The 20,622-nt window shown below is 63.9% G+C and carries 18 protein-coding genes, 3 tRNA genes and 1 other RNA gene; 17 read left to right on the top strand and 5 right to left on the bottom strand.

Going from position 1 to position 20,622, the window contains the following annotated elements; genetic code table 11:
* Window positions 1-26 precede the first annotated feature (26 nt).
* Both ACERI1_RS05040 and ACERI1_RS05045 read right to left on the bottom strand, forming a co-directional pair.
* A complete protein-coding gene (locus ACERI1_RS05040; protein WP_373616988.1) occupies window positions 27-191 on the bottom strand; it encodes a hypothetical protein in 165 nt (54 codons plus the stop codon).
* A 129-nt stretch (window positions 192-320) separates the two neighbouring features.
* Complete coding sequence (locus ACERI1_RS05045; RefSeq protein WP_373616989.1) at window positions 321-893, bottom strand: cysteine hydrolase family protein; 573 nt, start codon at window positions 891-893, stop codon at window positions 321-323.
* A gap of 229 nt (window positions 894-1,122) precedes the next feature.
* Here ACERI1_RS05045 and ACERI1_RS05050 point away from each other — a divergent pair, with 229 nt between their 5' ends.
* From ACERI1_RS05050 to ACERI1_RS05075, 6 genes are all read left to right on the top strand, one after another.
* Window positions 1,123-3,021, top strand: coding sequence for a glycoside hydrolase family 15 protein (locus tag ACERI1_RS05050; RefSeq protein ID WP_373616990.1), 1,899 nt, complete (start codon window positions 1,123-1,125; stop codon window positions 3,019-3,021).
* Window positions 3,022-3,027: 6 nt separating this feature from the next.
* A complete protein-coding gene (locus ACERI1_RS05055) occupies window positions 3,028-4,506 on the top strand; it encodes a vitamin K epoxide reductase family protein (RefSeq protein ID WP_373616991.1) in 1,479 nt (492 codons plus the stop codon).
* 2 nt (window positions 4,507-4,508) lie between these two features.
* On the top strand, window positions 4,509-5,528 hold the full coding sequence (locus ACERI1_RS05060; RefSeq protein ID WP_373616993.1) for an SDR family oxidoreductase: 1,020 nt from the start codon (window positions 4,509-4,511) through the stop codon (window positions 5,526-5,528).
* Between the two features lie 61 nt (window positions 5,529-5,589).
* Window positions 5,590-7,242 (top strand): Hvo_1808 family surface protein, encoded by a 1,653-nt coding sequence (locus tag ACERI1_RS05065; RefSeq protein WP_373616994.1) that lies wholly within the window; start codon window positions 5,590-5,592, stop codon window positions 7,240-7,242.
* A 136-nt stretch (window positions 7,243-7,378) separates the two neighbouring features.
* Complete coding sequence (locus tag ACERI1_RS05070; protein ID WP_373616995.1) at window positions 7,379-8,530, top strand: nicotinate phosphoribosyltransferase; 1,152 nt, start codon at window positions 7,379-7,381, stop codon at window positions 8,528-8,530.
* 112 nt (window positions 8,531-8,642) lie between these two features.
* Window positions 8,643-8,897 carry a hypothetical protein gene (locus ACERI1_RS05075; RefSeq protein WP_373616996.1) on the top strand — a complete coding sequence of 85 codons (255 nt, stop codon included), beginning with the start codon at window positions 8,643-8,645 and terminating at the stop codon, window positions 8,895-8,897.
* 67 nt (window positions 8,898-8,964) lie between these two features.
* Here ACERI1_RS05075 and ACERI1_RS05080 read toward each other — a convergent pair whose 3' ends face one another.
* Entirely contained in the window at window positions 8,965-9,564 is a 600-nt protein-coding gene (locus ACERI1_RS05080; RefSeq protein ID WP_373616997.1) for a TIGR00296 family protein, read from the bottom strand.
* Window positions 9,565-9,670: 106 nt separating this feature from the next.
* On the opposite strand from ACERI1_RS05080, the gene rnpB reads away from it, so the two are divergent.
* Window positions 9,671-10,195: RNase P RNA component (rnpB, locus tag ACERI1_RS05085), an RNA gene on the top strand.
* A gap of 176 nt (window positions 10,196-10,371) precedes the next feature.
* On the opposite strand, the gene ACERI1_RS05090 is transcribed toward rnpB, so the two are convergent.
* Window positions 10,372-10,444 (bottom strand) — tRNA-Arg (locus ACERI1_RS05090).
* 322 nt (window positions 10,445-10,766) lie between these two features.
* Here ACERI1_RS05090 and ACERI1_RS05095 point away from each other — a divergent pair.
* From ACERI1_RS05095 to ACERI1_RS05105, 3 genes are all read left to right on the top strand, one after another.
* Window positions 10,767-12,203 (top strand): single-stranded DNA binding protein, encoded by a 1,437-nt coding sequence (locus tag ACERI1_RS05095; protein WP_373616998.1) that lies wholly within the window; start codon window positions 10,767-10,769, stop codon window positions 12,201-12,203.
* A 66-nt stretch (window positions 12,204-12,269) separates the two neighbouring features.
* On the top strand, window positions 12,270-12,701 hold the full coding sequence (locus tag ACERI1_RS05100; RefSeq protein ID WP_373616999.1) for a histone: 432 nt from the start codon (window positions 12,270-12,272) through the stop codon (window positions 12,699-12,701).
* A 4-nt stretch (window positions 12,702-12,705) separates the two neighbouring features.
* Window positions 12,706-13,743: a histone deacetylase family protein gene (locus ACERI1_RS05105; protein ID WP_373617000.1), complete on the top strand. Its 1,038-nt coding sequence runs from the start codon at window positions 12,706-12,708 to the stop codon at window positions 13,741-13,743.
* A 24-nt stretch (window positions 13,744-13,767) separates the two neighbouring features.
* Here ACERI1_RS05105 and cca read toward each other — a convergent pair whose 3' ends face one another.
* Window positions 13,768-15,138, bottom strand: coding sequence for a CCA tRNA nucleotidyltransferase (cca, locus tag ACERI1_RS05110; RefSeq protein WP_373617001.1), 1,371 nt, complete (start codon window positions 15,136-15,138; stop codon window positions 13,768-13,770).
* A 94-nt stretch (window positions 15,139-15,232) separates the two neighbouring features.
* Here cca and ACERI1_RS05115 point away from each other — a divergent pair.
* From ACERI1_RS05115 to ACERI1_RS05145, 7 genes are all read left to right on the top strand, one after another.
* Window positions 15,233-15,305, top strand: a tRNA-Asn gene (locus ACERI1_RS05115).
* Window positions 15,306-15,414: 109 nt separating this feature from the next.
* The gene (locus ACERI1_RS05120; RefSeq protein ID WP_373617002.1) at window positions 15,415-15,996 is read left to right on the top strand and encodes a molybdenum cofactor biosynthesis protein B; all 582 of its coding nucleotides are present in this window, start codon (window positions 15,415-15,417) and stop codon (window positions 15,994-15,996) included.
* A gap of 73 nt (window positions 15,997-16,069) precedes the next feature.
* Window positions 16,070-16,144: transfer RNA gene (locus ACERI1_RS05125), tRNA-Ile, on the top strand.
* Window positions 16,145-16,339: 195 nt separating this feature from the next.
* Entirely contained in the window at window positions 16,340-16,831 is a 492-nt protein-coding gene (locus tag ACERI1_RS05130; RefSeq protein ID WP_373617003.1) for a pyridoxamine 5'-phosphate oxidase family protein, read from the top strand.
* Between the two features lie 306 nt (window positions 16,832-17,137).
* Window positions 17,138-17,611, top strand: a complete 474-nt coding sequence (locus ACERI1_RS05135) for a DUF5812 family protein (protein ID WP_373617004.1) — start codon at window positions 17,138-17,140, stop codon at window positions 17,609-17,611.
* A gap of 123 nt (window positions 17,612-17,734) precedes the next feature.
* Window positions 17,735-18,610, top strand: a complete 876-nt coding sequence (gene secF / locus ACERI1_RS05140) for a protein translocase subunit SecF (RefSeq protein WP_373617005.1) — start codon at window positions 17,735-17,737, stop codon at window positions 18,608-18,610.
* On the top strand, window positions 18,607-20,259 hold the full coding sequence (locus tag ACERI1_RS05145) for a preprotein translocase subunit SecD (RefSeq protein WP_373617006.1): 1,653 nt from the start codon (window positions 18,607-18,609) through the stop codon (window positions 20,257-20,259). The genes secF and ACERI1_RS05145 overlap by 4 nt, the downstream gene beginning before the upstream one ends.
* The last annotated feature ends 363 nt before the right edge of the window (window positions 20,260-20,622 follow it).

A 20,622-nucleotide genomic window follows, 5' to 3' on the forward strand; every position in this document is an offset into this window, starting at 1 on the left:
CCGGCACCCACTGCCAGAAGGTCGTCTCAGGAGTCAGCGGTCAGTTTTCGAAGCCGTACCACGAGAACCACCGTCACGAGTCCGAACGCGATCGCGTACAGATTCGAGCCAGCCGTGGCGAAATACCAGAGTGCGTATGCGCTGGCCGCAACGCCGAGCAGATACAGCGGTCGCAGCTGTTGTTGGTTCATCGCGTCTCACCGACCGACCGCGGCTCGAGGCTCACGTGGCTTGTCGCGTTCGCACGACGTGGCTGCAAGCTGTTCATACTGCACGTTGGATCGGCGGCGACGAAAAAGACGGTGGGACGGCTGTTGCGATTACGCGAACTCGAGGTCGGCGCTCTGCTCGACCTCGCCGAACAGCCAGTCGGCGTGCTCTAAGGCGTACTCGTGGTGGTCGTCCTCGATCGCACCGATGCAATCTTCGACCAGGATCGGGCGGAAGTCCCGCACCCCCGCACTGCCGCCGGTGTGGAGCACGCAGACGTTCGCGAGGGTGCCACAGATCACCAGATCGTGGATGTCGCGGGCCGTCAACCACCCCTCGAGTTCGGTGTTGTAGAAGGCGTCGTAGGTGTGTTTCTCGACGACGTGGTCGCCTGCCTCGACGGGGAGTTCGTCGACGATCTCGGCCTCCCAGGAGTTCTCGAGGACGTGTTCGCCCCACTGGTCGAACTCGTCGTAGTAGTGGGCGTCGTCGAACTGGTCCGGTGGGTGGACGTCGCGGGTGAAGATCACCTGGACGCCGGCCTCGCGAGCACGCTCGACTAACTCGGCGATCGGCTCGATAACGGCCTCGCTGCCCGGTGCGTACAGCGAGCCCTCTGGGTGACAGAACCCGTTTTGCATGTCGACGACCACCACTGCCGTGCGGTCTGGCTCGAGGCGCATAGCTAGACGGTCGTACGGGCGGAGCCATGAAAACGTTCGTGCCCGCTTCAACGCAGGACTTCGATTTCATCGTTCTCGCGTGATCGGCAGGAGCGAAACGCATACGTCGCGATCGTCACCGGCGACGAGCCACCCTTTCATGTGACTGCCGAACAGGGAACGCGACGGAGCGAGTATCCGCGACTCGTCACGAGCGGCCCGTACGAAAACTGACCTCCACCACTTGAGTATGCAGTACACCCGCCTCGCAGAGTACGGCGCGATCGGCGACGGGAACACAGTCGCCCTCGTTGGTCGCGACGGCTCGATCGACTGGTGTCCACTCCCACACGTCGAGTCGCCGAGCGTCTTCGCCGCGCTGCTCGATGCCGACCGCGGCGGCCACTTTGCCGTCCGGCCAACGGGCTCGTTCGACTCCGTCCAGCGGTATCACGACCGGACCAACGTCCTCGAGACGACGTTCCGGACCGCCGGCGGGGAAGCGAGGGTGACGGACTTCATGCCCGTCGCGGAGGCGACCGAATCGGACGACTCGCCGCCTGCCGTCTACCGGCGACTCGAGTGTGCGGACGGACCGATCGAGTTCGAGATCCGGTTCGAGCCGCGGTTCGATTACGCGCGTGACATCCCCGATATCGAACTGACTGCCGACAGCGTCGTTGCACTCGGCGACGACGAGCGGGCCGTCCTCTCGAGCGACCTCCCGCTCGAGCCGTCGGCCGACGGCCACGCGGCGAGCGCGACGGTGACGCTCGAGGCCGACGAGCGACACTGGCTGGTGCTCGGCTACGGCGAGGAAATCCCGCTTGCGCCGGCCACACATCGAGAGACGTTACAGCGAACCGTCGACTACTGGCGGGAGTGGAGCCACGATTGCAACGGGACGGACTGTCCCGTCGGCGGCCGGTGGCACGACCTCGCCGTCCGCTCGGCGCTCGTCCTCAAACTGCTCATCCATCGGCAGAGTGGCGCAGTGTGTGCGTCTCCGACCACATCGCTGCCCGAGGACCTCGGCGGTGTCCGCAACTGGGACTACCGGTACAACTGGATCCGCGACGCGGCCTTTACCGTCCGAGCGCTGGCCGAACTCGGTCACCTCGCGGAGGCGAAATCGTATTTCCAGCTGTGTCTCGACCACTGTAGCGAGCATGATCCTGCCGCGGTTCCGCCGGTCTACGGCCTCCACGGCGGGAGCGACTTCGAGGAGCGGGTCCTCGATCACCTCGAGGGATACCGCGGTTCGGCCCCGGTCCGCGTCGGCAACGCGGCCCGGGATCAACACCAGCTCGACGTCTACGGCGAACTGATCCTCGCGATCTACGAGGCCGTCCGCTACGGCCAACCGGTGACGCCCGACGACTGGGCGGTGATGTGTGACCTCATCGACTACGTCTGCGAGGGCTGGGACGAGCCCGACGCGGGCATCTGGGAGGTCCGAAACGATCCACAGCAGTTCGTCTACTCGAAGGTCATGTGCTGGACGGCGCTGGACCGCGGAATCAAGCTCGCCGAGGCCGCCGACGGCATCGACGCGCCACTCGAGCGCTGGCGGACGTGTCGCGCGGACGTTCAAGCGGCGATCCTCGAGCGCGGGTTCAGCGAGCGGACGAACAGCTTCGTCCGGGCGTTTGGCGACGAAGACACACTGGATTCGGCGAATCTGCTCGTCCCGGTCGTCGGCTTCCTCCCGCCCGACGACGAGCGCGTTCAGGGGACGATCGACGCGACGATCGACCGGCTGGTGACCGACGACGGCCTCGTCCGGCGCTACGAGGGCGACGACGGACTTCCGGGCACCGACAGCCCGTTCGCCGTCAGTTCGTTCTGGCTCGTCACCGCCCTCGCGCTCGCGGGGCGAACCGAGGAGGCGACCGAGCACTTCGAGGCGATCCTCGAGTACGCCAGCCCACTCGGACTGCTGGCAGAGGCGGTCGACCCGGAGACGGGTGACCAGCGCGGCAATTTCCCGCAGGCGTACAGCCACATCGGACTCATCAACAGCGCGCTCGCGCTGGCCGACGCCGACCGCTCGAGCGCCGAATCGTCGGCGCCGCTCAGCCGCGAGGAGTCGCTCGAGGATCTCGACTCGAGCGAGGAGATCATCAGCCGACCGACCGACACGGAGTGAGAGACAATGAGTGACGACAGACACGACACGACAGACGAACCGACCGCCGTCACGACCGACGCGCGCGATCGCCGCTCGCGGGCCGATGGCGGTGAGAGGACCGACACTGACGGACAGGGTGATGGAAACGGCGACTCGATGCGTCCAGGCGACATGATGCTCGCCCATCCGACGAAGGAGGTGTGGCCGCAGTACGCCATCATCTCGCTCGGCCTCTGGCTTATCGCAAGCACGCCGACACTGGGTTACGAGAGCGTGCTGATGGGCTGGAACGGCGTGATCAGCGGCATCGTCCTCATCGCGCTGGCCGGGCTCACGATCTATCGTGAGAGCGGCTACGCCAACTACGCCAACGGCTTCGTCGGCCTGTGGCTGGTGTTCGCGCCGATCGTCTTCTGGGCGCCGACGGCGGCTGCCTATGCCAACCACTCCCTCGTGGGCGTCATGGTGATCACGTTCTCGGTCCTGATCGTGATGCGCTCGGAGATGGAGGGACCCGCCGTCCCACCGGGCTGGTCGTACAACCCCTCGACGGGTGCCCAGCGCGCCCCGCTGATCGCGCTCGGCGTTTTCGGCTTCTTCGCCTCATGGTACATGGCCGCCTTCCAGCTGGGCTACATCGGTAGCGTCTGGGACCCACTCTACGGGTCGGGTACCGAGCAGATCCTCACGTCGAAAGTGTCGAAGGCGTTTCCCGTCTCCGACGCCGGGCTCGGTGCGGTGGCCTACTCGGTCGAGGCGCTGATGGGCTTCATGGGCGATCGGCGGCGCTGGCGCACCATGCCGTGGATGGTCGCGTTCTTCGGCGTCGTCGTGATCCCGCTCGGCTTCGTCCAGGTGCTGCTGGTCATCATGCAACCGATCATGGTCGGAACGTGGTGTTCCCTCTGTCTCCTCTCGGCTTTCGGCATGCTGTGGATGATCTCGCTGACGGTCGACGAGGTCGTCGCGATGGGACAGTACCTCGTCCGGCTGACGCGCCAGGGCGATAGCCTCTGGACCGCCTTCTGGATGGGCGGGACGATCACCGAAGACGAGTCGGGCGTCGACGAGGCCTCTGAGCGACCGATCGGCGAGTCGCCGATCGGCGAGCCGTTCTGGGGCGTCTCGATCCCGTGGACGCTGCTGGCCGCGATGGCGCTCGGCGCGTGGCTCATGCTCTCGCCGACCGTCTTCGGGACAACCGGGGTCATGGCCGACAGTAGCCACCTCGTCGGCTCGCTGGTCGTCTCCTTCACCGTGATCGCGACCGCGGAACCCGCCCGCGCGATCCGGTTCCTGAACGTCCCGCTGGCTGCGTGGATCGCCGTCGCCCCGTGGCTGGCGACCGGTGTCCCGACGATCGCCGCGATCAACGCCGTCGTCGTCGGCGCGCTCGTCGTGCTCGTCAGCGTCCCGCGCGGCCCGATCGCCGATCGCTACGGCGGCTGGGAGCGGTATGCCACACTCGAGACGGTCGACCGACTGAACCCGCTCAGTAGCTAACCATGTCTGAATCCACTGATTCGGAAGTCGTCGTCGTCACGGGCGCATCGGCCGGCGTCGGGCGAGCCACCGCTCGCGCGTTCGCCGAGCGTGGTGCGAAGATCGGGCTGCTCGCACGCGGCGAGGATGGCCTCGAGGGCGCACGCGAGGACGTCGAACAGGCCGGCGGCGAGGCGGTGGTCGTCCCAACGGACGTGGCCGACCCCGATGCGGTCGAGGCCGCGGCCGAGGTCGTCGAGGACGCGTTCGGCCCGATCGACGTCTGGGTGAACAACGCGATGGTTTCGGTGTTCTCGCCGGCCGCGGAGATGTCTGCCGACGACTACCGTCGCGTCACCGAGGTCACGTACCTGGGCTACGTTTACGGGACGCAGGCCGCACTCGAGCGGATGCGCCCCCGCGACGAGGGAACGATCGTGCAGGTCGGCTCGGCGCTGGCGTATCGGGGAATCCCCCTGCAATCCGCGTACTGCGGCGCGAAACACGCGATTCAGGGCTTTACCGAGTCCATCCGGACAGAACTCATCCACGACGACTGTGACGTCCAGCTGTCGATGGTGCAGATGCCCGCGATGAACACCCCGCAGTTCGAGTGGTCGAAAAGCCGGATGTCGAAGAAACCACAGCCGGTGCCGCCGATCTACCAGCCGAAAGTCGCCGCGCGTGCGATCCGGTGGGCTGTCGATCATGACAAAGACGAACTGTGGGTCGCCCGGTCGACAGTGAAAGCGATCCTCGGCAACCGCATCATGCCGCGGCGACTCGACAACTATCTCGCACGCGGCGGGTACGACTCACAGTTGACGGACGAACCGATCGATCCCGACCGAGAGCACAACCTTCACGAGCCGGTAGCGGGGGATTTCGGCGCTCACGGCCCGTTCGGCGGCCAAGCGCGCGATCGAAGCTACCAGCTGCAGGCATCGATGCATCGGCGAGCGCTCACTTTGCTCGCCGGCCTCGTGGCTGTGATCCTGGGCGTCCTGCTTGGCCGGCGGGCCGCGTCGACCGACGCCGAGTGAGTGGCGGCCTGACCGTCGTGCTTTTTGCACTTCTATTCAAATGGATCACTAGTCACGTCAGATGCCATCGACGCGCCCCCGCACGTCCGTCGTCCTCCTCGTACTGGTCCTCGCCGGAGCGCTGGTGACAAGCGGCCTCGCCGGCCCGGTCCTTGCAGCCAGCGCGACCGCGGCTTCCGACGGAACGACCGCCGCCAGTGCCGATCGAGCCGAACTGACCCCGCGTCTGAACTCGGCCACGACAACGAACGCGGCGATCACCCCACCGGACGACCGCCCCGCGAACCCATCGACCGAAGACACCGTCGGTTACGTCGAAGGCTACTGGTACGACGACGAGCTGCCCGTCGACGACCAATCGGACGCGGTCGTCGACGACGATGACCTCGAGCCCGTCGTCTACCGAGCGATGGCCCGTGTCGAGCGGATTCGAAATCTGACCTTCAAAGACGAGGTCGCAGTCGACGTCGTCTCCCGTGAGACCTACCAGCAGACGAACGACGACCGCTTCGAGAACTACACGACGGCGGAACGACTCGAGCAGAACGTCGGCTACGAAGCACTGTTTACCGTCGATCGGGACACGACGGCGGTCAACGCGACCAAGACAGTGTACGGCGGTGCCGTCAAGGGCTACTACGACCCCGAGACCGACGAGATCGTCATCGTCTCCGAAAACCCCGAAACGCCGGAACTGGACGAACTCACGCTCGGCCACGAGCTCGTCCACGCGCTGCAGGACCAGCGATTCAACCTCTCGGAACTCACCGACTCGACACAGGACGGTTCCCTGGCGACGAAAGGGGTCGTCGAAGGCGACGCGAGCTGGGTCGAACGTGAGTACGAGAGTCGTTGTAGCGTCGAGTGGGACTGTCTCACCCCCCGTAGCCAGGGAGCGGGCCAGTTCGACGTCAACTGGGGTATCTACTTCGCCATCTACCAGCCCTACAGCGACGGCCCCGACTACATCGACCACCTGCGTCAGCAGGGCGACGGATGGTCGGCAGTCAACGCAGCCTACGACGAGCCGCCGGCGACCACCGCCGCGGTTATCCATCCCGGCTCCGAGCGCGAACCGGAAACGGTCGCGATCCCCGACCGCTCGAGCGACGGCTGGCGACAGCTCACCGTCGACGGCGTGGTGGCAAACGACACCATCGGCGAAGCGGGGATGGTCGCGATGTTCGCCGCCGACGCGATGAATCAGGATCAGCCGTCGGTGCTCGACGCGACCGATCTCGATGTCCTGGGCGGCGGTCGCGGCTTCAACTACGATCACGCGGTCACCGACGGCTGGGCCGGCGATACGCTAGTCATCTACACCACCGACGAAATCGACAACGAGAGCGATCCCGCCGCTGCAGCGGGCCGAGCCGGCTACGTCTGGCGAACGGAGTGGCAGTCGACCGAGGATACCGGCGAGTTCCTCGAGGGATACCGGGAACTCCTCGAGAACCACGGTGCCGAGCCCGTCGTCGCCCGTCAGAACACCTTCGTGATCGACGATGGTGGCTACGCCGGCGCGTACTATATCGAGCGAAACGGGACGACGGCGACGGTCGTCCGCGCCCCGTCGGTGGCAGCGCTGTCGAACGTCGACGCCGGTGCCGCCCCCGACGCGACTCCCGGCTTCGGCGTGACGGCTGCGGTCGGCGCGATCGCAGTTACGTTGTTCGGAACGGGGGCCTGGCTTGCCGTCGGTCGCAAGCGATAGCGACCCGCCGTGCGAGCGACATCTCAGTTTTAATCAATGGCGAAACAGGTGCGAAAGCTGACTGTCGGAAGCTGTACGTCAGCCCCGGACGCCGGCAGACGGGTAGCTTTTTTGCCTCCCGCGGGAAATCGGCGATATGTCAAATCCGTTCGGAACCGTGCCCTCGAAGGCCATTCTCGAGGGGGACGCGACTGACGCCTACTTCGAGCGCACGCGAGCGACGCTCGAGCACGCGGGGAAAAACCCCCACGTCGTCGCCGAAGTGACCGCAGACCAGTTCTCGACCGGGGCGTTCGAGGTCTTCACCGGCGTCAAAGACGTGGCCACGCTGTTCGAGGGCCGCGCCGTCGATATCGACGCGCTTCCCGACGGCCAGTTGTTCGACGGCGGTCCCGTTCTCCGAATCGAAGGCCCGTACCTCGAGTTCGCCGCACTCGAGACCTCGATGCTCGGCTTCCTGTCGCAGCCGAGTGGCTTCGCGACGGCGGCACTCGAGGCCAGACTGGCAGCGCCCGAGTCGATGGTGTTGTCGTTCGGCGCGCGCCACGTCCACCCGTCGATCGCAGCGACGGTCGAACGCGCGGCGTTGCTCGCTGGCCTCGATGGGTTCTCACACGTCGCAGCAGGGGATATCCTCGGCCGCGAGGCAGGCGGAACGATGCCCCACGCGCTCATGTTCTGTTTCGGCGAGGGCAATCAGGCCGAGGCCTGGACGGCGTTCGATGAGGCTGTCGGCGAGGACGTGCCGCGGATCGCGCTGGTCGACACCTTCTGGGACGAGAAAAGCGAGAGTCTGCTAGCTGCCGAGACGCTCGGCGACGACCTGGATGGCGTCCGCATCGACACGACTGGCTCCCGACGTGGTGATTTCCGACACATCATCCGAGAAGTGCGCTGGGACCTCGACGCGCGAGGATACGATGACGTCGATATCTTCTGTAGCGGCGGACTCACCCCCGAAACGATCCGGGAACTGCGCGACGTCGCCGACGGCTTCGGCGTCGGCAGCCACATCACCGGTGCCGATTCGATCGACTTCAGTCTCGACATCGTCGAAATAGAAGGCGAACCCATCTCCAAGCGGGGCAAACTTTCCGGCGTCAAAGACATCTACCGAATGCCCAACGGCGGCCACCACGTCACGCTGGCCAACCGCGACGGACCGACCGAGGGCGAGTCGCTGCTCGAACCACTGGTCCGCGACGGCGAGATCGTCCGCGAGTTCGAGCTGGATGCGGCGGCCGAACGATGTTTGGCCGACGCCGAAGCGGTCGGTTTCAACCGATAGACGCCGGCACGCGACCGATAGCAGCCTGAGCCGGACTGTACGCGAGCGCGGAAGTACGTCAACGAAGGTAGGATACTTGGCTTTTTATCGGACGCGGGAAAACCGATCATCGATGGTCGCCGCCTCCGAAGCTCCGCACTCTCGAATCGCGACGCAGCTTGCGAGCCGCCTCGTCATCGTCTTTGCGATCGGTGGTGTCTGTACGGTGATCCTCCTGCCGGGGCCGACACTGCTCTCGATCCCGTTGATTCTCGTCGTCAATCTGGCCGTCCTCTGGTTTACCGTCCACTCCGTGTTCGCGGCGCTGAACGCGCTGCTCGAGGTCAAACTCGAGCGGCTGGATCGAGCAGCCAAATCGGGCGACTAAGTCGAGAGATGGGTGAGAAACACGCTGCTCTTGATACAGCAAGCGGCTCGGAGAATCGCGGCGCTATTCAGACCTGTTCGATGCTGCCGTCGGCCTCGCGTTCGCGGAAGACCTGCCCTTCGAACAGCGTGACGACGACGTCGTCGTTTTGCCACGCATCCGGCGCGAGTTTCGCTTTCCGGCAGGTGCGCTCGAGGTATTCGCGGGCGGTCCAGCCGTTTTCGACTGGGACCGTCGGATAGAGCCAGCCGCCCTCGCCGCCGTCGATGGCGATGCCGTGGGTACCGACCTCGAGATCGGCCAGCGGGTTGTCAGTCAACACGACATCGCCGACGATACAAACCGAGACCGTCAGGTTCGACAGTTCCGAGGGGCTGACTTCGGAGCCACAGGAGTCTCCACTGGCGGCTTCGATCGCCGCATCGACGATGACGTGGCCGAGCTGGTCGCCCGAGCGGTGGCCGCCCGCACAGCCACGCAGGCTGCCGCGGCCACGGGTCGACTCGAGGCGGACGAACGCCCCGGTTCGCTCGTAGAAGGCTTCGCGCATGCTGCCCGGTTGTTCTCGCTGCCCGTGTCGTACGTAAGAGTCGACGGCTTCGCGCGCGAGTTCGACCGCACGTGCACCGTCCTCGTAGGAAAGGTCGACGCCCTGTCCCTGGGACATACAGATAACCATGGCAGTAGTCGTCCTAAAGCGCTTCCATTCGTCGGTGGACGTTTTTTCGAGCCCCAATCGGGGGACTTATTCGGCAACCGCCCCTAGAATGACTGGGAGAGAGAGCCTGGCTGCCGCGATAGTCGTGCCGGCAACGGCGCGACTACCTTTCGTGGAGCGACTCGGAGAGTCGCTCCACGCACCTAACGTGATCCGTCCCTTCGGGACGCATCACGCTCGTAACGTTGGCCAACCCTCCGGGTTGCCTAACGCCCGCGAGGAAAGTCCCCCCACCTGTTCGGGCAGGTGACCGGATGCAAGTCCGGAGCGGGAGACCGCTGGCTCTGGAACAGAAACGACACGTCTCGGCCCGACCGATGATGCGCGCGAACCTGACCGAGAGGAAGGGGAGCTAACCCGCAGAGGAAAGCGTGGTCGCATGTTGCTCGCGGTTGAACTCCGCAGGTCACGCTCGACGTGACCGACCACGGACTGACGGCCGAGGATCGATGGAACGGCGAACCCTCACCGGTGCAAGTCCGCGCCGTGGTAGCCCGAACACCCCGCGGCCTCGCCGCGGACGGCGCGGACGCTTAGCCGAATGCCGGGATGAACAGAAGGGGGCTTACTCCTCTCACCCAGTTTTCGATCGTGAGTTGCGACGCTGTCGCTCGAGCGCTCGCTAGATACCGCACGGTATTGAGCTGAAGAGAAACGTCCTGACGGAGTCCAACGCGAACGAAGTGAGCGTTGGGCACGTCAGGACCGAACGCAAAAGCGAGTGCTGAACAACGTGAAGCACTCGCGATAAGTGAGCGTCCTGACGGAGATTTGAACTCCGGTCCCTGGCTCCGCAAGCCAAGAGGATAGTCCACTACCCTATCAGGACTCATCTCTACGTAACCCGCTTACCATTAAAGCCCTTTCGAAACGAAGCCGCCGCTGGCTGTCGATTCCTGCTGTCTGCCGACACGTCTCGAGGTGAGGTGTGTCACAGTAACTCGCCTGGAATTTATATACTGAGGGGAAGCCAGGGTGGGATATGGTTCCCTGCTCGAGCCCCGGCAGGTCGTGGCGTTTCCGTGCCGAGTTCACGACGACAGAACGGGTCGATCTGGCCAGTATGCGTACTGTACTCGTCGGACATTCCCGTACGGGAAAGCAGCGAATGGATAACGCTTATGCGCGGGCTACCCATGCACGAGCATAGAATGAGCGACATCGAGGGTGTATATGAGGACCTCGAGGCCGACGTTTCTCTCGAGGAGTTTCGCGAGGCCGTCGAGGCGAAAGTCGAGCAGATGGGGGGACTCGCGGACGAGGAGACGGCGGCGATGCTCGTCGCTCACGAAGTCGGCGAGAGCGAGGTCGGCGGCATCGCCGATATCGAACCCGGCATGGAAGAGGCGAAGTTCGTCGCCAAGGTAATCTCGATCGGTGAGAAACGGACCTTCGAGCGCGACAGCGAGGACGAGGACGGGCAGGTCGTCAACGTCGAAGTCGCGGACGAGACCGGGTCGGTGCGCGCGGCCTTCTGGGACGACCACGCCGAAGCTGCCATCGAGGAACTCGAGGAGGGGCAGGTCCTGCGGATCAAGGGCCGCCCCAAGGAGGGCTTTTCGGGCGTCGAGGTCAGCGTCGACGACGTCGAACCGGACGACGACACCGAAGTCGACGTGCAGGTCTCCGACACGTACGCGATCGAGGACCTCTCGCTTGGCCTCTCTGACGTCACCCTCATCGGCCTGCTTCTGGACACCGACAGCGTGCGCACGTTCGACCGCGACGACGGCTCCGAGGGGAAAGTCTCGAACCTCGTCCTCGGGGATTCCACCGGGCGCGTGCGCGTAACACTCTGGGACGAACAGGCCGACCTCGCCACGGAACTCGAGGCCGGCGAAACAGTCGAGGTCATCGACGGCTACGTCAAGGAACGCGACGGCAGCCTCGAGCTCCACGTCGGCAACCGCGGTGCCGTCGAGGAAGTCGACGAAGACGTCGAGTACGTCCCCGAGAGCACGCCGATCGAAGACCTCGAGATCGGGCAGACGGTCGATATCGCTGGCGTCGTCCGCTCGGCTGACCCCAAACGCACGTTCGATCGCGACGACGGCTCCGAGGGGCAGGTCCGGAACATTCGCGTCCAAGATGCGACCGGCGACATCCGCGTCGCGCTGTGGGGCGAGAAAGCCGACACCGACGTCGGGCCGGGCGACGAAGTCGCGCTGGGTGACGTCGAGATCCAGGACGGCTGGCAGGACGACCTCGAGGCTTCCGCGGGCTGGCAGTCGACGATTACGGTCTTAGAGTCCGAATCGGCCACCACCAGCGGCGGAGCGACAGATAGCGACGGCGCAAGCGACGAAAACGCCGGCCTGTCGGCCTTTGCTGGTGACGGGGCAAGCGAGGCGGCGACAACTGACGACACCGAGTCGACCGCTACTGCAAGTGACGGCGGGGACGATCCGTCGGACGGGGAAGAACTCGAGTTTACCGGTGTCGTCGTCCAGGCGGGGAACCCGTTGGTGCTCGATGACGGTGAGACGACGATGAGCGTCACCACCGATACCGATGTCGGCCTCGGCGAGGAGGTAACTGCTCGGGGCGTCGTCCGTGACGGTCGACTCGACGCAAACGACGTGTTCTGACGCGCCGAGCAACCTCATCAGCCGACTAGGAAAAGCGTTAAGGGCGTTAGCTTCGCCTATAATGATATGAACGTCGAACTCCCGTTCGCCCCGGTGGATACGATCATCCGTCGGAACGCAGGCGAGCTTCGGGTGAGCGCCGACGCGTCCAAGGAACTCGCAACGCGGATTCAGGAACACGGGAGCGAGCTCGCGATCGACGCCGCCGAGGAGGCGACGGCGGACGGTCGCAAGACGCTGATGGCTCAGGATTTCGGGGTCGAAACTGTCATCGACAAAGACGAGCTCGAGTTGCCGGTCGCACCGGTCGATCGCATCGCTCGATTGGAGATCAATAACCGCTATCGCGTCTCGATGGACGCCCGCGTCGCGCTGGCCGACATTCTCGAGGATTACGCCGACAATGTCGCCCGGGCGGCGGCGATCCTCGCACGCCACGCCGACCGGCGGACGATCACCAACGACGATATCGAGACGTACTTTTCGCTGTTCGAGTGAGCAAATGCAGTTCGGCTACAGCGAGGACTGCCTCGCACACGATCCCGGTTCGCGCCACCCAGAGTCGCCGGACCGGCTACGAGCGATCCGGGAACGACTGAAGCGCAAACACGGCGTCGAGTACGTCGAGGCCGACCCCTGCGACCTCGAGACGATGGCAGCCGTCCACGACCGCGAGCATCTCGAAGAGGTCCGGGAGTTCTGTGAGAACGGTGGGGGGAACTGGGACCCCGATACCACCGCCGTCGAAGCCACCTGGGACGCGGCCAGCCGGAGCGCCGGGCTCGCCTGCTGGGCCGCCGAATCGGCACTCGAGGGAGCCACGGGTCGCAAGACGCCGTTTTCGATCGGTCGACCACCGGGCCACCACGCGGAGTACGACGACGCGATGGGCTTTTGCTTCGTCAATAACGCCGCCGTCGCCGCCCAGTACGCCCTCGATCACGATGACTACGACGTCGACCGCGTCGCGATCCTCGACTGGGACGTCCACCACGGTAACGGGACCCAGGACATCTTCTACGACAGAGGCGATGTGTTCTTCGTCTCGATCCACGAGCAAGGGCTCTATCCCGGCACTGGTGATGTCGATGAAACCGGTGAGGGTGACGGCGAGGGAACGACGATGAATATCCCGATGCCAGCCGGCACTGACGATCACGAGTATCTGGCCGCTATCGACGGTCCGATCACCGCCGCGTTCACCGCGTTCGATCCGGACCTGCTCCTCATCAGTGCGGGTTTCGACGCTCATCGACACGATCCGATCTCACGGATCCGCCTGTCGACGGAAGCCTACGCGCTGATGAGCGCCCGTATGCGGACACTCGCCGACGACCTCGACGCCGCACTGGCCTTTATTCTCGAGGGCGGCTACGGGCTCGACGTGCTCGCCGACAGCGTCGCACTCGTCCACGAGACGTTCGACGGTCGCGAACCGATCGAACCCGACGACGACCCCGGCGAAAAAGCGAAAGACGCTCTCGACGACGTGCTCGAGGAACACGACCTCGACGCCGACGTTGACGTTGACGATCTCTGAACCGGCCAGCGTCTCACTGCTGTCTCAGGGCCTGGGATCGTAATACGCCGCCAGCTCCGTGCCGAACTCGTCGAGCAACGCTGCGATCTCGTCATCGACCAAGACCTCGTATCCGTCCTCGAGTGCCGTCTCGACGTGTGCGCCCAGGCCGACATCGAAGAGCCGATCACTCTCGAGAAACTCGCGCGCTGTGGTGAACGAGCGCGGGCGCTCGGTAACGTACCGGTCGCCCTCGATGAAGGGGCCGTAGGCCTCGAGATCGTCCACGTAGGCATCGTAGAAGCCGGCGGCGTGGTCGCGGACGTGGATCGGCGGCCCCTCGTGGCGCTCGACAGCAGGCCGTTCGCTGACGGAGAGTTCGGCGAAGACGACAGCCGTCTCGTCGGCGAACGTCGTCGTCCGGAAGACGTCGAATCCACGGTCATCGAGGCCGTTCGTGATCCCGTCGAGTGACTTGTAGAGCTGCGGGTAGAGTTGATCCTCGACGAGATCTGGCGCGTCGAACCGAACGGCGACGGGCGTCGTCTCGCGGCGCTCGAGGTGTTCAGACAGTGCTGGGTTAGTAAGTGGCTCCGGCGTCTCGGCTTCGAAGTAGTCTATTTGTGGAGTCGAGAGGAACGCACGGGCGTAGTGTTGGAACCGCGCGACGTTCTCGGTCGCACAGACGGCGGCGACGTTTCGCTCGGGATCGGTGGGATCGATGACGACCAATGGATCGTCGAAGCTCGCACGACCGTGGGAGTCGGGATCGAGGTCGACTGGCGGGTGCCAGTCGGCGGCAGCCTCGAGTAGCGACCGAAAGCCGCCGTACTCACAGACGAGCAGTTCGGTAAGATAGCCGCTAAAGCCCCGGGTTCGGAGGTCGCTGCCGTAGACGCCGATCCCCTTGAGAAACTGCTTCGTGATCCGGACGTCGCCAGCGAGGTCGTCGTCGAGTCGCTGCTCGAGATACTGCGTGTGAAATGGTGTCCGATCGACCGCCGACCGGATTTCCGGCGCCGACTCGAGGCGAAAGCAGGGGACGACATCGATATCGAACCCCTCGACTTCACCTTTGACGTAGGGGTGTTCGGCGTACTCCTCGTGGCCGTCGGGGAGCGTCGCGTGGCCGACCTCGAGGCCGTACTCCTCTAGGGTGTCGCGGTCGAGTTCCGGTGGGAAGCGAACGAAGATGTCGATATCGCGATCGCCGCTAATCCAGGTGTTTCTGGCCGTCGAGCCGACCTGCAAGACGTCGGCGTCGGCACACAGCTCCGTGGCCGCAGTCTCGGCGCGCTCGATCAGCCGATCGGCGACCTCGCGCAACCGTGCCCGTTCCTCGGCAGCCGGATCGACGCGGTCGCGTACCGCGGCGACGACTCCCTCGACGGTAGCGTCAGCGTCCTCATCGCTCATGGCAGGATACACTCGAGCGGTGCGTGAAAGGGTATCGAACCCGCTGCAGGGAAAACGAAAGCCCTATTAAATACAGCCGGCAACCAATGAGTGAGCCGAAGTAGCTCAGATGGTAGAGCACCTCGCTGTTAACGAGGTTGTCCCAGGTTCGAGTCCTGGCTTCGGCGCTTCTCTCGATTTCACGTTCCGGTAGACAGTGGTCTCTACTGGTTCCCAGAGACTGGCCACACGCTGTGTTGGGGCAGGATTAACGTTGTTCGGTGCTGACATGGGCATATGACCAGCGATAGCGACGACCGACGGGGGACCGACCACCACGGCCACGACACCATCGACCCGCTCTACGTGGGCATAGTGACCGTCTCGAGTTCGCGAGCGAACGACCCCGATCCCGACGATCCGGGCGGCGACACCATTCAGGACTGTTTCGAAGCTGAGGGCCACGAGGTCCGCGAGCGACGTCTGGTTCGGGACGACTACGCGGCGATCCGAACCACTGTCCGGGGGCTGGTCGCACGGCAGGATATCGACGTGGTCTGTACCACCGGCGGCACCGGCGTCACCGTCGACGACGTCTCCCCCGAGGCGACCGCCTCGCTGTTCGAGCGCGAGCTGCCGGGCTTTGGCGAACTGTTCCGGTCGCTGTCGTGGGAGGAAGTCGGCACCCGGGCGATGGCCTCCCGTGCGACGGCGGGGATCGCCGTCGATACGCCGGTATTCTGTCTGCCCGGCAGCAAAAGCGCCTGCGAAACCGCCTGCGAGGAGTTGATCGTCCCCGAAGCGCCCCACCTCGCGGGGCTGGCGACACGCCACCGCGCCGGGACGGACGAACCGACGCTGACGGAGTATCAGGAGTAGCCGGCGGCTCGAGACGCAGCGAGCGAACCGGACAGCAAACGTTAATTAGTGTGCACGGTTTGTCCCGATTGGAGGGCCCTTAGCTCAGTCTGGTAAGAGCGCTCGGCTCATAACCGAGTGGTCGTTGGTTCGAATCCGGCAGGGCCCATCCCGAAGCGGCACGATTCTGAGCCAGCGGTATCGTAGGAAACAGTGTTTGAACCGCTTATGTACACGATGGGTGAACCGAGAGTCGTACGTAGAAAGCCGACGCGCCACGAAGACACACTTTGGCGAGGGGTCTGAGACGCAGGAGATCTTCCGGCAGGAACATCTTAGTGGACTCGGATTATCTTGTTACATGATGACGATAGACGAACTCAGTGACTATGGCATGGATCGGATGGCTGACGACGAGATCAGCGGTTTTCTATCGAGTCAGAGTGTCGGGGTGCTTGGTCTCCCGACTGAGAATGTCCCCGTCATGCGTCCGCTATTCTTCTGGTATGACGGAGAATCTCAAATCTACTTTCTGTATGTTATAGGGCCTGAAAGTCAGAAAGAAGACCTCAGCGACCGTGCTGATGCTGCTCGATTTCTCGTCTACAATGTTGACACACCGTTTATGTGGACGAGCGTGCTTCTCACTGGTCCGATCAGTGATGTCCCTGAGAGCGAGCGAGAGCAGGTCCAAGATGCGATGGAAATGCAGTGGCGTCCGGACTTGTTCGAACGGGCAGGCACATCGGAAACTACCAAACTATATCAACTCCAGATCGAAGACCAAGTCGGTATTGCACACAGGGGATTGCCACCTGCGTTTGACACGGACTCGTCCGAAACCCAGTCAGAGTGACGGCATCGCGCTTCGAGACGATTCTATCCCGATAGCGCAGATGTGGTTTTAATCATATTTGAGTATCAACTCACTCCGGCAGTCCCACACCGCTAAAACCCCGTTCCAAGAATACACACACGAGCCGCGATTTACCGTCTGGATCTCTCGATTCGACCCGCCCCATTTCGTCCGCGAGACTTCTCTAGCAGTTCGACACGCTCAGGCAATATATCATAGATCTGGATTTCGGTGGCGACTCTCACTCGAGTCTCCCACCGACCCCAAGCCGAAACCCCGAAACCCATCCACTGCCTACGAGCGCTCATGAGCGAAAAGACGGGTACGTTCGTCGTCACGCACGCCGAACCGGAGTCGGCGGTCGTCCGCGACGTCGAGACCGCACAGGTCCACCCCCTCGGGTCGAATCCCGGCCTCGAGGTCCACGACGTCCTCGAGGCGACCGTCGCACCGGAACCGCCGCTGGAGGTTTCGTGGGAAGTGATCGACGTCGCAGACCGGCGCTCGGTCGAGTTGGTCGACAGCGATCTCGAGCCGACCCAGCACGAAAAGGAGCTGGCAGCCGACGCCGAGGTCGGCGACCTCATTCGGGAGGAACGCGCCGGGACGGGTGAACTACACGTGTTCTGCGTTCCCGAAGACGACCTCGAGGCGGCGGCCCAGGACGTCCTCGAGGACGAGGAGACGGTCGCGCGGGCAGCCAGACTCGAGGCGGTTCGCGTCGAGGTGCGGCGCTCGGCTCCCGATAGCGTGTTAAGCGTGCGCTATCTGCCAGACTAATCGGCACACGGTGTCGGGACCGTCGGCGCTCGAGGCCTGTGGGGTCACGGTGTTGCTTACCGGCCAGCAAAGCGAGTAGAAATTGAGAAGGCTTACTTCGGGGGCCTGCAAGAGAAGCGATATATGGCGTATTTCAACGTACCGGAGATAGACTTTACCCGGTACAGTAACCGCCAACTCGCGGCGGTTCCGCTCGCGGTTCTCGCGGTTGCATTGCTCGTCCTCAGCGGGTCGTTTCTCGTGTACGGCACGCCGGTGCCGCTGGGGATGGACTTCGCCGGTGGGACGGAACTGACCGTCCAGACGACGACGTCGGCCGACGAGGTTCCAGCAGCGTTCGACGAACAGCCCGAATCGGTGACGGGGGCAGGTGGTGAGAACCAATACATCGTACAGTTCGCCTCGAGTGATTCGCAGTCCCTGCGAGAACAGGCCGAATCGAACCTCGAACAGGACGGCGACAGTGAGGTCATCCAGTCGATCTCGTCGACGTCGGCGAGCTTCGGACAGGGAAGCCAGCAGACGGCGCTGATGGGACTCGTCATCGCCTTCGTCGGGATGAGCGCCATCGCATTCCTCCTCTTCCGGACGTTCGTTCCGTCGATCGCGATCGTCATCTCGGCGTTTTCGGACCTCATGATCCCGCTTGCGTTCATGCGCCTCGCCGGGATTCCACTCTCGCTGGGGACGGTCGCCGGCTTGTTGATGCTGATCGGGTATTCCGTCGACTCCGACATCCTGTTGAACAACCATGTCTTGCGCCGCAGCGGTGACTTCTACGAGAGTACGTATCGTGCGATGCGCACCGGCGTCACGATGACCGTCACGTCGATGGTCGCGATGCTCGTGATGGGGGTTGCGGCGTTTCTGTTCGGTATCGATCTGCTGGCGTCGATCGGTATCATCCTGTTCGTCGGCCTCGCAGCCGACCTGATGAACACCTACATGTTGAACCTGAGCTTACTTCGCTGGTACAAATTCGAGGGGGTCCGCTCATGAACCCGATCGCAGCCATCAAAGCCAACTGGCGGATCCTCATGCTCGTGGCGTTCGTCGGCTTTGCCGTCGTCGCTCTGTTCATTCCCGGTGGCATCGTCGCCGACAACAGCGTCGCCGGAAACGAGAGCCTCCAGGACAGTCCCACGAACCTCGAGTTCGGTCTCGGCCTCGAGGGCGGGACCCGGATGCGGGCACCCGTCACGGGGATGACCGCCGAGGACATCGCACCCGACGCGGTCAGCGACGACGGGCAGGTCGACCAGGACCGCATCGACGAACTCGAGCGAGCGCTTCACGGAGACGGCGCGGAGCAACTCGGCCTCGAGCAGTCGAACGCCAGCGTCCACGTGCAAGACGACGGGACCGTCGTTGCAGAGGTGTTCACCGACAGCGTCAGCGACGCGGAGTTCGCCGCGGCACTGCAATCGGCAGGCGCCGACGTCTCCGAAGACGACATCCGCGACGGCGTAAGCCAGCGGACCCGCGATCAGATCATCGAGACGATTCAGACGAAGATCAACGCTGCGGGGCTCTCCGGGGGAACGGTCTACGAGCAGACGACGCCGAACGGCGACCACTACATCGTCATCGAGGTGCCAAACATGGGCTCGGGCGAACTTCGCAGTATCCTCTCCGAACGCGGCGTCGTCGAGGTCGTCGCCTACTATCCCACCGAAAGCGGAAATCAGACCAACGAACCGGTGCTGACCAACGACGACATCGCCAGTGTCGACCCACCCCAGCAGCCCGAGTCGCGGCCGGGACAGTCGAGTCAGGGCTACGTGGTCCCGGTCCAGGTCAGTGAGGAAGCTGCGCCCGGGTTCCAACAGCAGATGAACGACCAGGGCTTTACCGACCCGAACGAAGGCATGGGCCGGTGTAGTCTCGAGACCACCAACGGAACCGTCGACTTCGACCACGAGGGCGAACAGTACTGTCTGGTGACCGTCACCGACGGCGAAGCTGTCGCCGCACACAGCATGGGACCAAGTCTTGCCGAGACGATGCGAAGCCAAGAGTGGGCCAACGACCCCATCTTCCAGATGGGTGCCCAGAACCAGCAGGACGCCCAGTCGCTCTCGGTCAATCTGAAAGCCGGCAGCCTGCGCGCGCCACTCGACTTCGAGGAGAGTCAGATCTACTCGATCGAAGCGGCCCACGCAGACCAGTTCAAAGAGTACTCGCTGCTGATCGGACTCCTCTCGGTACTTACCGTCAGCGGCGTCGTTTACGCCCGATACACGGACGTTCGCGTCGCCGTGCCGATGATCGTCACGGCGCTGGCCGAGGTCGTCGTCTTGCTCGGGTTCGCCGCGCTGATACGCATGCCGCTGGATCTCTCCCACGTCGCCGGGTTCATTGCCGTCGTCGGGACCGGGGTCGACGATCTCGTGATCATCGCCGACGAGGTGATGGACGAAGGTGATGTCAGCTCGGAACGTGTCTTCCAGTCACGGTTCCGCAAAGCCTTCTGGGTCATCGGCGCCGCCGCGGCGACGACCGTCGTCGCTCTCTCGCCGCTTGCCGTCTTGAGTCTCGGCGACCTCCGCGGGTTCGCGATCATCACCATCCTCGGCGTCTTCATCGGGGTGTTGATCACTCGCCCCGCCTACGGTGACATCCTCCGTCGGCTGTTGACCGACCGCTAACGCTCGTTTTCCTTTTCCGACGGAAAGTCCCCCATTCAGACAGCACGGAACCGATCGACGGTGTCGCCGTAATCGTATACAGTCCCAACAGCCTCCGAGACGGCGTATGCAAGAGGGTTCGGGGAACGACGACCAATCGGATCGGAACCGCGATCACCACAGTCCACAGCAGTGCAATAGTAACAGCTGAACCGAGTGACACATCGATCGCACAACAGTCGTGGAATCGGGTGTGAAGTGACGGTCAGTGGCTACTATAAAGAGCGAAGTACGCAGCCTGTGAGGCGACTCCCGATCAGATTTGAAGCCGTATATATGAATTCAGCCGTTGCTTGGCGGAGTCGTATACGAAGTGACGCGAAA

Origin of the sequence: Natrinema sp. HArc-T2, from assembly GCF_041821085.1 — an archaeon.
In the GTDB taxonomy this organism is placed as follows: domain Archaea; phylum Halobacteriota; class Halobacteria; order Halobacteriales; family Natrialbaceae; genus Natrinema.

Excerpts from the sequence above, each read along its gene's own strand:
- ACERI1_RS05100 (WP_373616999.1), top strand. The coding sequence starts at position 12,270 with ATGAACGTCGAACTCCCGTTCGCCCCGGTGGATACGATCATCCGTCGG.
- ACERI1_RS05080 (WP_373616997.1), bottom strand. The coding sequence starts at position 9,564 with ATGTCCCAGGGACAGGGCGTCGACCTTTCCTACGAGGACGGTGCACGT.
- ACERI1_RS05070 (WP_373616995.1), top strand. The coding sequence starts at position 7,379 with ATGTCAAATCCGTTCGGAACCGTGCCCTCGAAGGCCATTCTCGAGGGG.
- ACERI1_RS05145 (WP_373617006.1), top strand. The coding sequence starts at position 18,607 with ATGAACCCGATCGCAGCCATCAAAGCCAACTGGCGGATCCTCATGCTC.
- cca (WP_373617001.1), bottom strand. The coding sequence starts at position 15,138 with ATGAGCGATGAGGACGCTGACGCTACCGTCGAGGGAGTCGTCGCCGCG.
- ACERI1_RS05135 (WP_373617004.1), top strand. The coding sequence starts at position 17,138 with ATGAGCGAAAAGACGGGTACGTTCGTCGTCACGCACGCCGAACCGGAG.
- ACERI1_RS05060 (WP_373616993.1), top strand. The coding sequence starts at position 4,509 with ATGTCTGAATCCACTGATTCGGAAGTCGTCGTCGTCACGGGCGCATCG.
- ACERI1_RS05045 (WP_373616989.1), bottom strand. The coding sequence starts at position 893 with ATGCGCCTCGAGCCAGACCGCACGGCAGTGGTGGTCGTCGACATGCAA.
- ACERI1_RS05040 (WP_373616988.1), bottom strand. The coding sequence starts at position 191 with ATGAACCAACAACAGCTGCGACCGCTGTATCTGCTCGGCGTTGCGGCC.
- secF (WP_373617005.1), top strand. The coding sequence starts at position 17,735 with ATGGCGTATTTCAACGTACCGGAGATAGACTTTACCCGGTACAGTAAC.
- ACERI1_RS05120 (WP_373617002.1), top strand. The coding sequence starts at position 15,415 with ATGACCAGCGATAGCGACGACCGACGGGGGACCGACCACCACGGCCAC.
- ACERI1_RS05075 (WP_373616996.1), top strand. The coding sequence starts at position 8,643 with ATGGTCGCCGCCTCCGAAGCTCCGCACTCTCGAATCGCGACGCAGCTT.
- ACERI1_RS05095 (WP_373616998.1), top strand. The coding sequence starts at position 10,767 with ATGAGCGACATCGAGGGTGTATATGAGGACCTCGAGGCCGACGTTTCT.
- ACERI1_RS05105 (WP_373617000.1), top strand. The coding sequence starts at position 12,706 with ATGCAGTTCGGCTACAGCGAGGACTGCCTCGCACACGATCCCGGTTCG.
- ACERI1_RS05055 (WP_373616991.1), top strand. The coding sequence starts at position 3,028 with ATGAGTGACGACAGACACGACACGACAGACGAACCGACCGCCGTCACG.
- ACERI1_RS05130 (WP_373617003.1), top strand. The coding sequence starts at position 16,340 with ATGACGATAGACGAACTCAGTGACTATGGCATGGATCGGATGGCTGAC.
- ACERI1_RS05065 (WP_373616994.1), top strand. The coding sequence starts at position 5,590 with ATGCCATCGACGCGCCCCCGCACGTCCGTCGTCCTCCTCGTACTGGTC.
- ACERI1_RS05050 (WP_373616990.1), top strand. The coding sequence starts at position 1,123 with ATGCAGTACACCCGCCTCGCAGAGTACGGCGCGATCGGCGACGGGAAC.